14 protein-coding genes are annotated in these 13,914 nt (G+C 70.0%); 10 read left to right on the forward strand and 4 right to left on the reverse strand.

Annotated features, from left to right (window positions below; genetic code table 11):
• Positions 1-106 precede the first annotated feature (106 nt).
• From ABD366_RS06855 to ABD366_RS06885, 7 genes are all read left to right on the forward strand, one after another.
• Positions 107-1,246, forward strand: a complete 1,140-nt coding sequence (locus tag ABD366_RS06855; RefSeq protein ID WP_324772292.1) for a PucR family transcriptional regulator — start codon at positions 107-109, stop codon at positions 1,244-1,246.
• 144 nt (positions 1,247-1,390) lie between these two features.
• Complete coding sequence (locus tag ABD366_RS06860; RefSeq protein WP_324772291.1) at positions 1,391-1,729, forward strand: thioredoxin family protein; 339 nt, start codon at positions 1,391-1,393, stop codon at positions 1,727-1,729.
• A gap of 188 nt (positions 1,730-1,917) precedes the next feature.
• The gene (locus ABD366_RS06865) at positions 1,918-3,528 is read left to right on the forward strand and encodes an ABC transporter substrate-binding protein (protein ID WP_324772290.1); all 1,611 of its coding nucleotides are present in this window, start codon (positions 1,918-1,920) and stop codon (positions 3,526-3,528) included.
• An 83-nt stretch (positions 3,529-3,611) separates the two neighbouring features.
• Positions 3,612-4,652 (forward strand): ABC transporter permease, encoded by a 1,041-nt coding sequence (locus ABD366_RS06870; protein WP_324772289.1) that lies wholly within the window; start codon positions 3,612-3,614, stop codon positions 4,650-4,652.
• 28 nt (positions 4,653-4,680) lie between these two features.
• Positions 4,681-5,532, forward strand: coding sequence for an ABC transporter permease (locus ABD366_RS06875; RefSeq protein ID WP_324772288.1), 852 nt, complete (start codon positions 4,681-4,683; stop codon positions 5,530-5,532).
• Positions 5,533-5,534: 2 nt separating this feature from the next.
• A complete protein-coding gene (locus ABD366_RS06880) occupies positions 5,535-6,512 on the forward strand; it encodes an ABC transporter ATP-binding protein (protein WP_324772287.1) in 978 nt (325 codons plus the stop codon).
• Positions 6,502-7,263: an ABC transporter ATP-binding protein gene (locus ABD366_RS06885; protein ID WP_324772286.1), complete on the forward strand. Its 762-nt coding sequence runs from the start codon at positions 6,502-6,504 to the stop codon at positions 7,261-7,263. The genes ABD366_RS06880 and ABD366_RS06885 overlap by 11 nt, the downstream gene beginning before the upstream one ends.
• A 120-nt stretch (positions 7,264-7,383) precedes the next feature.
• Here the strand turns inward: ABD366_RS06885 and ABD366_RS06890 are convergent, their stop codons facing one another.
• Positions 7,384-7,917, reverse strand: coding sequence for an EF-hand domain-containing protein (locus ABD366_RS06890; RefSeq protein ID WP_324772285.1), 534 nt, complete (start codon positions 7,915-7,917; stop codon positions 7,384-7,386).
• A 331-nt stretch (positions 7,918-8,248) separates the two neighbouring features.
• Here ABD366_RS06890 and ABD366_RS06895 point away from each other — a divergent pair, with 331 nt between their 5' ends.
• The 3 genes from ABD366_RS06895 to ABD366_RS06905 are packed head-to-tail and all read left to right on the forward strand — an operon-like array spanning position 8,249 to position 11,042.
• Complete coding sequence (locus ABD366_RS06895; protein ID WP_324772284.1) at positions 8,249-9,004, forward strand: (5-formylfuran-3-yl)methyl phosphate synthase; 756 nt, start codon at positions 8,249-8,251, stop codon at positions 9,002-9,004.
• A 14-nt stretch (positions 9,005-9,018) separates the two neighbouring features.
• Positions 9,019-10,122 (forward strand): NAD(P)-dependent alcohol dehydrogenase, encoded by a 1,104-nt coding sequence (locus ABD366_RS06900; protein WP_324772283.1) that lies wholly within the window; start codon positions 9,019-9,021, stop codon positions 10,120-10,122.
• A 26-nt stretch (positions 10,123-10,148) separates the two neighbouring features.
• Entirely contained in the window at positions 10,149-11,042 is an 894-nt protein-coding gene (locus tag ABD366_RS06905; protein ID WP_324772282.1) for a class I SAM-dependent methyltransferase, read from the forward strand.
• A 128-nt stretch (positions 11,043-11,170) separates the two neighbouring features.
• Here the strand turns inward: ABD366_RS06905 and ABD366_RS06910 are convergent, their stop codons facing one another.
• The 3 genes from ABD366_RS06910 to ABD366_RS06920 form a co-directional block, all read right to left on the reverse strand.
• Positions 11,171-12,196 carry a glycoside hydrolase family 19 protein gene (locus tag ABD366_RS06910; protein ID WP_324772328.1) on the reverse strand — a complete coding sequence of 342 codons (1,026 nt, stop codon included), beginning with the start codon at positions 12,194-12,196 and terminating at the stop codon, positions 11,171-11,173.
• A 167-nt stretch (positions 12,197-12,363) separates the two neighbouring features.
• Positions 12,364-13,071, reverse strand: coding sequence for an RES family NAD+ phosphorylase (locus ABD366_RS06915; protein ID WP_324772281.1), 708 nt, complete (start codon positions 13,069-13,071; stop codon positions 12,364-12,366).
• 4 nt (positions 13,072-13,075) lie between these two features.
• Complete coding sequence (locus tag ABD366_RS06920; protein WP_324772280.1) at positions 13,076-13,825, reverse strand: hypothetical protein; 750 nt, start codon at positions 13,823-13,825, stop codon at positions 13,076-13,078.
• Positions 13,826-13,914 lie beyond the last annotated feature (89 nt).

Below are 13,914 nucleotides of genomic sequence, written 5' to 3' on the forward strand. Positions count from 1 at the left end.
GGAGGGCTGTACTCGTCATGGCTCCAGCTTGCTGCGCCTCAAGGGGTAAAGTCCTGACCGCAAGACGTAAATCTGGTCGATTGAATTGTTCGCAGGGAACAAAAACGTGAACCATGCAATCTCAAGGGCCAGCGAACTGGCCCTTGACGAGACGACGGTCACCGCGCTTCGGGCCGCAGTGAAGACCACCGCCGACGAGGTCGTCCAGGCGATCATCGACGAGGTCCCTCCCTACGCCAACGCCCTTACGGGCCGCATGGGCGGCACCATCCGCCGGGCCGTCCGCACCGCCCTGGGGCACTACCTGGACCTCGCGAGCGGGAACGCCACGGGCGGTGACGCCGGTGACGCGGCCTACGAGCTGGGCCGCGGCGAGGTGCGCGACGGCCGTTCGATGGACGCCCTGCTCGGCGCCTACCGCGTCGGCGCCCGTGTGGCCTGGCGATGCCTGGCAGCGGGTGCCGTACCCGCAGGTCTGCCCGCCGCCGAGGTCGCCAAGTTCGCCGAGTTGACCTTCGCCTACATTGACGAGCTCTCCGCCGCGAGCGCCGCGGGCCACGCCGACGAACTGGCCGCCCGGGGCAGGGCCCACGAGCGTCACCTGGAACACCTGGCCCGCGACCTCCTCGCCGGCGCGAGCCCGGACATGCTGCTGGCCTCTGTTCAACGGGCCGGGTGGCAGCCCCCGGATTCGCTGACCGCGGTCGTGCTCCCCGCCGCCCAGGCCCGGCCCGCCTACCGCACGCTCGACCCGAGCACCCTCGTCCTCGACGATCTGCCGGACGCCACCGGTGTGCTGCTCGTCCCCGATGCCGACCGATCACGTCTTCTGCGGCAGCTCAGCGACCGCACCGCCGTGGTCGGCCCGGCCCGGCCATGGACTCGTGCTTCCGCCTCGTACGCCCGAGCCGTCCGCGCGCGCTCCCTCTCCTCTGATATTCACGACACCGAGGACCACCTACCCGAGCTGGTGCTGAGCGCCGACGCGGACGCGTTCGCAGACCTGCGTGCCCGAGCCCTCGCCCCGTTGCGGACCTTGCCTCCCGCGACCGCGCGACGCCTTGAGGAGACGTTGCGGGCGTGGCTGCTGCACCAGGGCAGGCGGGACGAGGTGGCGGCGGCGTTGTTCGTCCATCCCCAGACGGTCCGGTACCGGATGTCGCAGCTGCGGGAGCTGTTCCCGGATCTCGCATCGCCGCACCGGGTCCTTGAACTGACGCTGGCGGTCGGTCCTCGGGTCGGCTGACGCGTACTCCGCCCCTCCACGAACGCTCCGGGAATCGTGCCTCCTTCTCGGTGCCGTCAGCCGGCTCGTGCGACCCGGGCCGACCTGGCACACCGCGCGAGGGATGATAGAGAGGAATGACGGAACGTGAGGTCAGGAGCTTCCATGACGCAGCGGGTTCACCGGCCCCGTGAGGACGCGGAGTTCAGTTTCATCCTCGGTATGAGCGGAGTTCCGGTCCTCGCGTACTTCACTGGGACATGGCCCAAGGCGATCGAGCCCTGCCGGGTGATGGACCTCGTCGTGGGTGGCATCGCCGACGACTACACAGGCCGCCTGACGGCCGTCCGCGCGGACATCACGCGTTGTCCGGCCGCGACCGAGCGATACGGGATCACCGGAGCCCCGTCCTACGTCCTGTTGAAGGAGGGAGAGCCGGTGGCGCACGGCACAGGGCCCATGACCATCGCCGAGGCACGGAAGTTCCTGGACGACCACCTCTGAGCGTGCGGGCACCCGAAACTCGACTACCCCTGCCGACCTGGCCTTGCGGTCGGGGCGGGGCCTGACGGCGCAATCGCCCCTGCCCCTCCGAACGGCCGAGTGCCATGCTGGCAACCATCGCGCGGCACACGCGCGGTGGACGGCACGGTTGCCGTTCCAGGATGTCAGGATGTTTCGGGGTTACGCCCATGTCGATGCATCTCCTCCTGGGGTCTCGACCCGCGCACCGCGGGTGGCGGTCCTGCGTCGTCGCAGTGGTCGCCGCGCTGGCGCTGTCGCTTCCGGCGGCCGGCTGTTCCGGTGGGGGCGACAAGGAACACAGCGCCAACGACACCTTCGTGTACCTGTCCAGCAGAGGGCTGGTGACGGAGTGGGACCCGGCGCGCTCCTACTCGGACGAAGTGGTGGTCCTGTCGAACGTGTACGAGACCCTCACCCGGTACAACTACGTGACCGGTAGGACCCAGGGGGTGCTCGCCACCCGGTGGACCGCGTCCAAGGACCGCAGGACCTGGACGTTCACCCTGCGGGACAACGTACGGTTCCACTCCGGGCACCCGCTCACCGCCGAGGCGGTGAAGTCGTCCATCGAGCGCACCATGAGGCTGAAGGCCAGTGCCTCGTACGTGTGGGACCCCGTGGAGAGGATCACCGCGATCGGGAAGCGGCAGGTCCGCTTCGAGCTGTCCCGCCCGGCACCGGTGGACCTCATCGCCTCCGCCACCTACGCGGCCTGGATCTACGAGGTTTCGGACGACGCCGAGGACTACCGGGCCACCGCGCGCGGCACCGGACCGTACACGATCGCCTCGTGGAACCCGGCCGGCGAGAACGAGGTGGAGCTGACGGCCTTCGAGGACTACTGGGGCGGGTGGCGCGGCAACCGCTACAAGAAAGTGGTCTTCCAGGCGGCACCCCAGTCGTCCACGGCGGCGCAGCTCATGGACTCGGGCGACGCAACCTACGCCGGTGGGCTGCCCCCGCAGCTCGTGGACACGCTGCGCGGCCGACCGAACGTCACCGTGTATGAACGGCCCTCCTGGCAGACCCTGATCGGCCTGATGAACACCGAGAAGAAGCCACTGGACGACATCCGGGTACGCCGGGCGGTCGCGGACGCGCTCGACTATCGGGAACTCGTCAAAGCGAGCAGGGGAGCCCTCGTCGCCTCCGACGGAGTCATCCCCGAGGGCATGCTCGGACACACCACCACACTCGACATGCCGGGTGACCAGGACCGCGCCCGGAAACTGCTGAAGGAGGCCGGGTACGGCCCGGGCAGCGGCCGGACCGTCAAACTGGAGATGACCTATCCCGCGGGCGACGACACCGTCCGCACCCTCGGTGACCTGATGAAGGCACAACTGCGCCCGTTCGGCATCGACTTGCAGGTCGCAGGCCTGGCCTGGGCGTCGGCGCAGTGGCCGCGCGCCAAGAAGAAGAACGTGAACGAGCGCCAGGACATCTTCGTCATGTGGTGGTGGCCGGACGACCCCGAACCGCTGTCGTACTTCCGCAACGTGTTCCGCACCGAGAAGGAGATCTCCTACAACCTCGCCTACTACTCCGACCCCGGACTCGACCGGCTCATCGATCAGGTCGGGGCGCTCACGGCGACGAACCCGGACGAAGCAGTCCGGACCTACCGGACGATGCAAGAGATCATCATCAGGGACGCGCCGCAGCTCTTCCTCGGCACCAACACCTATCAGCGGGTGCTGAGCAGCGACGTCAAGGGCTTCGTCGACAACCCGGCGTACGCGAACGTCGTGTTCGTCCACGACCTCACCCACAAGTGAAGCCCTGAGACCGAACACAGGAGGTCGAACTCCGGATACCGAACCTCGGATGCCGAACCCCGGAGGTGGACATGGAGCGTGCCATGAACGACGGCCGCGGTCTGCCTGCGATCCGCTACGCGGCCCGCCGTTCGGTGCTCGCGGTCGTGGTCGCCGTCGGCGTGGTGGTGATGACGTACCTGATCGCGCGGGTGGTGCCCAGTGACCCGGCCGGAGTCTGGGCGGGACCGCGGGCCTCGGCCGCGGAACGAGCCAGGATCCGCGCCGAACTGGGCCTGGACCGTCCGGTCGCCCAGCAGATCGTCTCGTACGTGGCCGGGGTGCTGCGCGGCGACTGGGGCCTCTCGGTGCTCACCCACCGTCCCGTCCTCACCGACCTGCTCGCGCGACTGCCCAACACCCTGCAACTGGTGCTCGCCGGGCTGCTCATCGGGGTCGCGGTGGGCATCCCCGCGGGACTGGCCGCAGTCCGGTGGCACGGAAGGGCCCCTGACCGGCTGGTGCGGTCCGGCGCGCTGCTGAGCGCCTCGATACCGACGTTCTGGCTGGCGCTGCTCCTGCAGATGTTCTTCGCGAGCCGGCTCTCCCTGCTGCCGATCGCGGGCAGTTACGACCGCGCGGTGCGCGCCGCGCATCCCGTGACCACCGTCACCGGCCTGCCCCTGCTCGACGCCGTACTCACCGGGAACGGCGCGGCGGCGGTCGATCTCTTCGACCACCTGCTGCTCCCGGCCCTCGTGGTGGCCTCCTACCCTGCCGCCGTCCTCGCCCGCATGGTGCGCGCGAGCGTCCTGGACGCGGTGGGTGAGCCGCACATCCAGATGGTGCGCGCCCTCGGCTTCCCCGAGCGTACGGTCCTCGGCCGCTTCGCCCTGCGGCTCGCATGGAACCCGGTGCTGCAGACCCTCGCGCTCATCTTCGGGTACTCGCTGGTCAACACCTTCCTCGTGGAGGCGGTGTTCGACTACCCGGGGCTCGGCCGGTACGCGGCCGACGCGGTCCAGTCCCTCGACGTACCGGCCGTCGTCGGGGTCACCCTCCTGGTCGCCTTGCTCTACCTCGCCGCGAACCTGGCCGTCGACCTGGCACAGGCCGCCCTCGACCCGCGCGTCGCACTGCGGTGAAGCGAGGGGGCGAGGTGAGGTGACGGGGATGGCGCGCGGCACCGAAGGCGGCCGCACGGCACTGGTCGTCGCCCTCGGAGGAGTGGCGCTCATCGTGTTCGTGGCCCTGTTCGCACCGGTCCTGGCCCCGTACCCGGCAGACGCGACCGGTGCCGCCGAGACCGCCCAGATCCTGCGCCCGCCCTCCGCCGCACACTGGTTCGGCACCGACGAACTGGGGCGAGACGTCTTCTCCCGCGTGCTGTACGGCGCGCGCATCGGCCCGCTCGTCGCCGTTGCGGTGGTGACGGCCTCACTGCTCGCGGGCACCGCGATCGGCGTGGTGGCCGGCTACTTCGGCGGCTGGTTCGACGAACTCCTCATGCGCCTCACCGATGTCTTCCTGGCCGTGCCCGCCCTGCTCCTTGCACTGGCCCTGGCCACGGTGCTGGCACCCGGTCCGGTGGGACTGACCGTCGCGCTGACCGTGACGTGGTGGCCGTGGTACGCCCGCCTGGTGCGCGGCGAGACCGCGTCGGTCGTCGGCCGCCCGTACATCGAGGCGTGCCGGGCCCTCGGCCTCGGCCACCGCCGCACCCTGATGCGGCACGTCCTGCCCAACGCCTCGACCCCGCTCCTGGTCCAGGCCTCGACCGACGTCGGCGGGGTGCTGCTCGTCGCCTCCGGACTGTCCTTCCTCGGTCTGGGCCCCCAACCGCCGACCCCCGACTGGGGCCTGATGGTGGAGCAGTCGCAGAACTACTTCACCACCCATTGGTGGATCGGCACCTTTCCCGGCCTCGCCATCATGCTGGTCGCGGGCCTGTGCTTCCTCCTCGGCGACGTACTGCGTGACCGTCTCGACCCCCGCCACATCGCGCGACCCACCCAACGGGCCTGACAGTGACCACCGCTCGTGACACCGCATGGCTGCAACTGCGCGACGTACGCGTCCGATTCGGCACCGCCGACGTCGAACCCGTGGTCAGCATCGATGAACTGCGCCTGGAGAAGGGCGAGTTCCTGGGGCTGGCCGGGGAGAGCGGCGCGGGGAAGACCACGATCGGCCTGACGATACTGGGGCTGACCCGATACGCGGGCGCCCAGGTGTCCGGCAGTATCCGTCTGGCCGGGGAGGAGTTGCTGTCGATGCCAAAACGACGGTTGCGGCAGCTGCGCGGCTCCACGATGACACTCGTCCCGCAGAACCCGGCCGCCGCCTTCAACCCGGTCCTGCCGGTGGGCGTGACAGTGCGTCGGGCGCTGCGCCTGCACGGATGCACCCGGGCCGAGGCCCGGCGTCGCGCGGAGGCCGGACTGGAGCGCGTGGGGCTGCCCGCCGCACACCTCGCCCGCCACCCGCACCAGCTCTCCGGCGGACAACTCCAACGCGTCGCGATCGCCCTGGCGTCGGCCCTCGGGACACGACTGCTCATCGCGGACGAACCGACCAGCTCCCTTGATGTGAGGACCCAGGCGCAGATCTGCACCCTGTTGACGGAGCTGCGCGCGGAACACGGCACAGCCGTGCTGTTCATCAGCCACGACCTCGCGCTGCTGGCCAAGCTGTGCGACCGGATCGCCGTGCTGCATCGGGGGCGGGTGATCGAGGACCGGCCCGCCGCCGACCTGGTCACCGCGCCTCGCGCCGAGCGCACCAGGCAGTTGCTTGCGGCGGCACCACGGCTGGGCGGGCTGCCGGTGTCCGGGGCGCGGGACGGACACGGCGAAGGACACGACGGCGAGGACCGCGAGGGAGCCGACAGCGGATGCGACGACGGGTGTGACGGGTGTGACGACGGGTGTGACGACGGGTGTGACGACGGGTGTGACGACGGAAAAAACGGACGAGATGACGAGGAGGCCGCCGATGGTGCTTGAGGCGCGCGAGTTGACCGTCGTGTACGGGAGCACGGTCGTGGTGGACCGGGTGAGCCTGACATTGCCCGAGGGTCCGTTCGGCCTGGGCCTGATCGGCGAGAGCGGTTCGGGCAAGACGACGGTGGCCCGGTGCCTGCTGGGCCTGGTGGCGCCGACGAGCGGCACGGTGCGTTTCCGCGGCGTCGACCTCAGCGGGATGCGGTGGCCGCGCGCGTATCGCCGTGCCGTTCAGATCGTCGTCCAGGACACCGAGGGTGCACTCGATCCACGGATGCGGGTGGGCAGGGCGATCGGCGAAGTGCTCCGGGCGCACCGGATGGTGCCCCGCGGCACCGAGCCGGACCGCGTCACCGAACTGCTCGCCGATGTGGGCCTGACCGCCGAACTCGCCGCCCGCTTCCCGCACCAGCTCTCCGGCGGCCAGCGCCAGCGTGCGGCCATCGCCCGCGCGCTGGCCGTGCGGCCACGCTTCCTGATCCTGGACGAGCCGACCAGCGCGCTGGACACCACCGTCCAGGCCCGCATCCTCGACCTGCTCCGCCGGCTCCGCACCGAACACCAACTCTCCTGCCTGCTGATCTCCCACGACCTCGCGGTGGTGGAGCAGCACTGCCCGCGCGTGCTCGTCCTCCACCACGGCCGGGTGGTCGAGGAAGGTGACCTCACCGACTTGCTCCACCACCCTCGGCACCCCGCCACCGGCACCCTGCGCGACGCCGTCCCGCGCCTCACCTCCGCACCCCCACCGTGACGCGTGTCGTCACTGGTCCCTTCTGCTCAGGACCCCCGCCGCACGGGCCCCCACGTGGCGGTGATGACCACTTGCAGCATTTCGCCCCCGGGCCTACGAGCGGGACCCGGCCGGGGCGCATCAGGCTGACGGGACGGCCGCCAGCAGGTCCGCCGGGACGCCTCCCTTGTCAGGTGCGTAGTAGTTCTTGATCTCGGCCTCCCAGACGTCCACCCGGATCCGGTCGGCGGCATCGGGCCCGAATGCGTTGAACAAGGCCTCGATGTTGGGCAGTTCGAAGCCGACGCCTCTCATCATGCCGATGAAGACGGGGCGGGCGACGGTGCCGCTGCCGTCCACGTCACCGAAGCGTGCGAAGCCGGCCGCGAACGCGTCGACGGCCCCGCTGAAGCGTTCCGGCGACAGGACGCAGGCCTGGAACTCCTCGTACGTGATCCGGCCGTCGCGATCGGCGTCGAGTTCACGGGCGAGCGTCTCCCAGTAGCGCCGGAAACCGGCGCGCATGGCTTGGGTGCGCGCCTCATCGGCGTCGGGCACCGCCGCGGCGACCCGGTCGCTCATGAGCGTGAAGTCGTCGGCTTCCAGGACCCCGTTGCCGTCGGCGTCGAACAGGGTGAAGACCAGTTTCACACGTGTGACTGCTTCGGTGCGCATGTGTGTCTACCTCTCTGAAGGCCGGGAGACGGCCTGTGTACTGACCGAACAGCAACTATGCGGACCTGCGGCGTCGGCGTCCCGGGAAGACCGGCTGCTCAACGGAAAGAGTGAAGATGGCGCCGCGCCGGCATGAAAGGGATGGACAGCCGGTTGAACCGGCGCGCACGGCTCACTCGCCCCGCGGGTAACACCTCCCTCGCTTTTCGCGCGCCCTACCGGTGGTCGCGGGTGGCCGCTGATGATGAACGGACCGCAAGAGGCGTCAGCGCTTTCGCACACCCCTGCCCGCTTGCCGGGCCACGTGGTGTTGTGCGGAAAGGAGCACACGTTGTTACTTCTGATCTCTCCGGACAGCGTCGAGGAAGCCGTCGAGTGTGCGAAGGCGGCGGAGCATCTCGACATCGTGGATGTGAAGAGGCCCGAAGAGGGCTCGCTGGGCGCGAACTTCCCGTGGGTCATCAAGGCGATCCGTGACGCGGTCCCCGCCGTCAAGCCCGTGTCCGCCACCGTGGGAGACGTGCCGTACAAGCCGGGCACGGTGGCCCAGGCGGCACTCGGCGCGGCCGTCTCCGGAGCCACCTACATCAAGGTCGGGCTCTACGGATGCACGACGCCGGAGCAGGCCGTCGAGGTCATGCGAGGTGTCGTGCGGGCGGTGAAGGAGTACAGACCGGACGCCTTTGTCGTCGCATCGGGCTATGCCGACGCCCACCGGATCGGCTGCGTCAACCCGCTCTCTCTGCCCGACATCGCCCTGCGTTCGGGCTCCGACGCGGCCATGCTCGACACCGCGATCAAGGACGGGACGCGTCTCTTCGACCACGTGCCGCCGGAGGTCTGCGCGGAGTTCGTGCGACGGGCCCACGAGGCCGGGCTTCTCGCCGCCCTCGCGGGCAGCGTGAAAGTGGGCGACCTCGGTGCGCTGACCCGTATCGGCACGGACATCGTGGGCGTGCGCGGGGCGGTCTGCGAGGGCGGCGACCGCAACGCCGGCCGGATCGAACCGCAGTTGATCGCCGCCTTCCGCGCGGAGATGGACCGGCATGCTCGGGAGCACGCGGCCGCCACCATCGCCGCGGGCTGACCGCCGACATGCCGATGACGTTCGACGCGGCGGTACTGCGCTCCCCCGAAGGCCGGTTCGCCGTCGAGAAGGTGCTGCTGCACACGGGACCGGCCCATGACGAGATCCTGGTGCGGATCGCAGGCTGCGGAATGTGCCGTACCGATCTCGCGGTCCGTGGCTCGGCAGGCCGCTCACCGCTGCCGGCGGTCCTCGGTCACGAGGGTGCCGGGATCGTGGCGGAGACGGGCGGGCCGCACACCGGCCTCAACAACGGTGACCATGTCGTGCTGAGCTTCGACTCCTGCGGCCACTGCCGCAGCTGTCTGAACGCCGCCCCCGCCTACTGTGACTCCTTCGCCGCGCTCAACCTGTTCGGAGGGCGCAAGGAGAACGCCGCCAGGTTCACCGATGCGGCAGGCAAAGCGCTGGCCCCACGCTGGTTCGGCCAGTCGTCGTTCGCCGAGTACGCGGTGGTCCCGGCACGCAACGCCGTACGGGTCGACCCCGCCCTGCCCGTCGAACTGCTCGGCCCCCTCGGCTGCGGATTCCTCACCGGTGCCGGAGCGGTCCTCAACTCCTTCGGCGCCGGGCCCGGCGAGACCGTGGCCGTCTTCGGGGCGGGAGCGGTGGGCTTGGCGGCGGTCATGGCCGCCACCGCCTCGGGCGCGCTGACCGTGGCCGTCGACCAGTACCCCGACCGGCTCGTCCTCGCAGAACGCTATGGAGCCATACCCCTGCCCGCCGCGACATCCGATCTGTCCACCCGCATCCGACAACTGACCGACGGCGGCGCGCACTTCGCACTGGACACCACGGCCGCCCCCGCGCTGATCAACGACGCGCTCCGGTCCCTGCGCCCGACCGGCCACCTCGGCCTGGTGGCGCGGCTGCGCACCGCCTTGCCGATCGAGCCAGGGGCACTGGACCGCGGCAGAAGAATCTCCCACATCTGCGAAGGGGACGCAGTGCCGGGCCTGCTGATTCCCCGGCTGATCACCATGTGGCAGGCAGGCCGGTTCCCGTTCCACGAGCTGATACGTACGTATCCCCTCGCCGACATCAACGAAGCCGAACGCGACTGCGAAGCGGGCCGCGTCGTCAAACCGGTCGTGGTCCCGCCGGAGCGGAGCCGATGAACGCAGCATCCGTCAACGGAGGACATATGGCCGCAACCGCGCATCACGACACCGGCGTCGAAGAAGGGGTGGGGACGACCGCGCTCCTGGTCGCCGCCGCACGGGCCATCGAGACCCACCGCCCCGACGCCCTCGCCCGGGATGTCTTCGCGGAACACTTCGTGCTCGCCGCCCCGGCGTCCGCCGGGTGGCCGACCCGCTTGCAGCAGGTGCCGGACGGGGACGCGAACCCGCTGTGGGGGCGTTTCGCGCGCTACTTCGGCCTGCGAACGAGAGTCCTCGACGACTTCCTCCTCCAGTCGGTGCACACGGCAGGCATCCGCCAGATCGTCCTGCTCGGCGCGGGACTGGACACGCGCGCCTTCCGGCTCGACTGGCCCTCTCGCAGCATCGTCTTCGAGATCGACAGGACGGAGGTCCTGGCGTTCAAGCACAAGGTGCTCGACGGGATGTCGGCCACCGCGAAGGCGGCGCGCGCACCGGTCCCGGTCGACCTACGCGCCGACTGGGTGGCGGCACTCGCCGACTCCGGCTTCGACAGATCCGCGCCGAGCGTCTGGCTGGCCGAAGGACTGCTGTTCTACCTCCCCGCCGACGCCGAGGCGTCCCTCATCGCCGCGGTGGACCGGCTCAGCACGCGCGGCAGCGCTCTGGCATATGAGGTCAAACTCGAACCGGATCTGATGACCTATCGCGACAGCCCGCTCTACACCTCGACGACCCGGCAGATCGGCATCGACCTGCTCGACCTGTTCGCGAAGGAACCGAGACCCGACTCCGCGGGTGCTCTGACGAGCAAGGGCTGGTCCGCTTCTGTGCATACGCCCTTCGAGTTCACCCACCGGCACGGACGCGGCCCCCTGCCCGAGGAGAACGACGCCCTGGCGGGCAACCGGTGGGTGTTCGCGCACAAGCCGTGAGTACGTCGGCCGCCGGCTGGTACCCGCTCGGACGGAGGGGCGGCCGGTCCGGGCCGGCTTCTTCCAGGGCTTTCCACACCGCGCTGATGTGCCCCGCCCATGACAGGCGGGGCACATCGTGAGCGCGGTCAGCAGCTCAGATTGCCGCCCGTCGGGACGCCGAGGATCGCGGCGAAGTTCTGGTAGGAGTTGATCCGGCTCTGCACCTGGCCGGGGTTGCCGCCGTTGCATTCGATGCTGCCGTTGATGCTGCGGATGGTCTCACCGAATCCGGAGCCGTTGACCATGGCGTTGTGCGGGGTCATGGTGCCGGGGCCCGTCTGGGTGTTCCAGTACCAGAGGCCGGTCTTCCAGGCGATCGCCGAGTCGGTCTGGACGAGGTTCGGGTTGTTCAGCAGGTTGATGCCGAGGGCGTCGCCCGCGGCCTTGTAGTTGTAGTTCCAGCTCAGCTGGATGGGGCCGCGACCGTAGTAGGCGGCCTGGCCCGCCGGGCAGCCGTAGGACTTGCTCGCGTCGCAGTAGTGCGGGTAGTTGGCGGTGTTCTGTTCGACGATGTGGACGAGACCGCCGGTCTCGTGGCCGACGTTGGCGAGGAAGGCCGCGGCCTCCTGCTTCTTCACCGTGTCGCTGCCGGTCTTGGCGAAGCCGGGGTAGGCGCTGAGCGCCGTGGTCAGGCCGCTGTAGGTGTAGAACGAGTTCCGGCCCGGGAACATCCGGTTGAACTGCGCCTCGCTCACGACGAAGGACCCGTTGTTCGGCGGATTGGTACCGCCGCCGCAGGTGTAGGGCTCCCAGTACCAGGTGCTGATCACCGGGTCGTAGCCGGGGTTGTCGTGCTCGGCGACGTAGTACTTGCCGTCCGTGTACTTGACGATGTCGCCGGTCACGTAGTTGCGACCCGCGGCCCACGCCGGGTAGTTGCAGCTGTCGCCGCTGCCACCGTTCGAGCCGCCGCTACACGTGCCCTGGTCGGCCCACACGTCGACGGTGCCCGGGGTCTCCCCCTGGGTCCACCACTTGGCCTGCCAGTTGTGGCCGTTGTACGACGCGGTCATGGAGCCGGTGTAGACGGAGGACGAGTTCCAGGCGGTGGCGCAGGTGGCGGCGGAGGCGGTGGAGGCCAGCGGGACGAGGACGGCGAGCCCTACCGCCATCGCGAGCGCGGCGAGCAGGGCGATGAACCGTTGTCTGGACACGAGACCACTCCTTCGGGGGTGTTGAGTGGGACCGGGACAGACTCAAGCGAAATGGTCTGGACCTGTCAAGGTCCAGACCAGTCAATCTCGCGGTGAGGGGCGAAAGCCTCTGGCGTGCAGGCGTCTCAGGCGCTTTCCGCCCCGACCCGGGAACGTTTGCGTGGGGCCTCGACCCGGATGCGTAGGGGTTTGAGGAGTTCGTTCAGGTAGTCGCGGCCTGCCGGGGAATCGAGCGCTACCGCGGGGTCGGTGGACGGCTTGAGGAGGGGGCGGCCCTGCCGGCGTTCGTACAGGGCGAGGGCCTCGCCGGAGAGCAGTCCCGAGTCCTGGCGTGAGGGCCAGCGCAGGCCTTCGGCCCAGGAGGCCTGGTCCAGGATCCAGGAGCCCCAGCGGCGGGTTCGGGGGTAGTCGGGGGACGCCGCCTGGACGAGCCAGATGTCCTGGTGGACCGCGGCCAGACCGGCGTTGTCCGTCAGGTCGACCAGGGGCAGGTCGACGGCGGTGACCACCTTGGACAGCACCCGGCCCCGCACCCGGGGCTGTGTGATGCGCCGCCGGCCGTCCGGGCGGGGCCGCAGGTCACGGGCGAGCGTTTCGCAGACCGCCGTCAGCGGAGTCAGCCCGGCGTAGAGGAACGGCAGCCTGTCGGGGCTCAGACCGTCGCGGATGTGGCAGAAGCGTCCGCCGCCCCAGTGCAGGTCGGCGGGTACGCCCTTGAACTCGGTGGCCGGGCGGTGCGCCGCGTGGACGCGCCACAGTTCGGTGCCGGCCGGTAGCACGTACCGCTGCGGTTCGGCGCGGACGGCCGGGGCGGGGATCCTCACGTCAGGCACGTACTCACCACTCCGGGATCTCGGCTCGCGCGGCCGACAGCAGTGCATGGTCCACCCCGGTGCCCAGCAGGCTCGCGGGCGCGGCACCCAGCCACACATTGACTCCCAGCCACCAGTCGGCGGCGCCCCAGGGATCCTCGTCGGCCGACAGGATCTTGTTGATCTCGATGACGACCGGGTACGGAGCGCCCGACCCCTCCGGCAACTGGAAGGCGGGGACCCGGTCCACCTCGTTCTCGTCGGTCAGCACGATCAGCTGACCGACCTGGTCCGGGGGAAGCTCCACCGAGGCCGCGGGGAGCGAGGGTGCCGCGAGGATCCAGGCGTCGTCCGCGTCGGGACGGTACGCGGGCTCGGCTGTCGGCTCCCCCGCCCCCGCCTCGTACGCCGCCTCCACCTCGTACGCCGCCCTCGCCTCGTACGGCAGCGCGATGTCGCCGGTCCGCAGGATGCCCGCCGCCGCCATACGCGTCCGCAGCTTGCGGAAGGTTTCCATGAGTTGGGGGTTTTCCCCGGGCGCCTTCGCCACCGGCTGGTAGCGCACGCCCGACGGGGTCAGGGCGTCGCGTACCGGGTGGCCGGGCGCGAGCAGCGGTTTGATGAGGTCGCGCAGTTCGTCGGCGGCGATCTCCGGGTCCGACTCCGCGCCCTCGACGATGTCGAGGAGTTCGGCGCGCCCGGCCGCGTCCAGCAGCCCGGACAGTTCCTCCCAGTTCTCCTCGATCGCCTCGATCGCGTCCGCCAGGAAGGTCACGTGGACATCTCCTCCCCCTTGCGTCGCTCGCACGGTAACAGCCGTGCTCAGTATGGGTGTTGGGAACGTCGAAGCCCGGTCACGGTTGC

This window comes from Streptomyces kunmingensis (genome assembly GCF_039533535.1).
Lineage (GTDB): Bacteria > Actinomycetota > Actinomycetes > Streptomycetales > Streptomycetaceae > Streptomyces > Streptomyces kunmingensis.

Bases quoted from the DNA above. Each gene is read 5' to 3' on its own strand.
- ABD366_RS06860 (WP_324772291.1), top strand. From the start codon at position 1,391: ATGACGCAGCGGGTTCACCGGCCCCGTGAGGACGCGGAGTTCAGTTTC.
- ABD366_RS06885 (WP_324772286.1), top strand. From the start codon at position 6,502: ATGGTGCTTGAGGCGCGCGAGTTGACCGTCGTGTACGGGAGCACGGTC.
- ABD366_RS06865 (WP_324772290.1), top strand. From the start codon at position 1,918: ATGTCGATGCATCTCCTCCTGGGGTCTCGACCCGCGCACCGCGGGTGG.
- ABD366_RS06905 (WP_324772282.1), top strand. From the start codon at position 10,149: ATGGCCGCAACCGCGCATCACGACACCGGCGTCGAAGAAGGGGTGGGG.
- ABD366_RS06900 (WP_324772283.1), top strand. From the start codon at position 9,019: ATGACGTTCGACGCGGCGGTACTGCGCTCCCCCGAAGGCCGGTTCGCC.
- ABD366_RS06870 (WP_324772289.1), top strand. From the start codon at position 3,612: ATGAACGACGGCCGCGGTCTGCCTGCGATCCGCTACGCGGCCCGCCGT.
- ABD366_RS06890 (WP_324772285.1), bottom strand. From the start codon at position 7,917: ATGCGCACCGAAGCAGTCACACGTGTGAAACTGGTCTTCACCCTGTTC.
- ABD366_RS06910 (WP_324772328.1), bottom strand. From the start codon at position 12,196: ATGGCGGTAGGGCTCGCCGTCCTCGTCCCGCTGGCCTCCACCGCCTCC.
- ABD366_RS06875 (WP_324772288.1), top strand. From the start codon at position 4,681: ATGGCGCGCGGCACCGAAGGCGGCCGCACGGCACTGGTCGTCGCCCTC.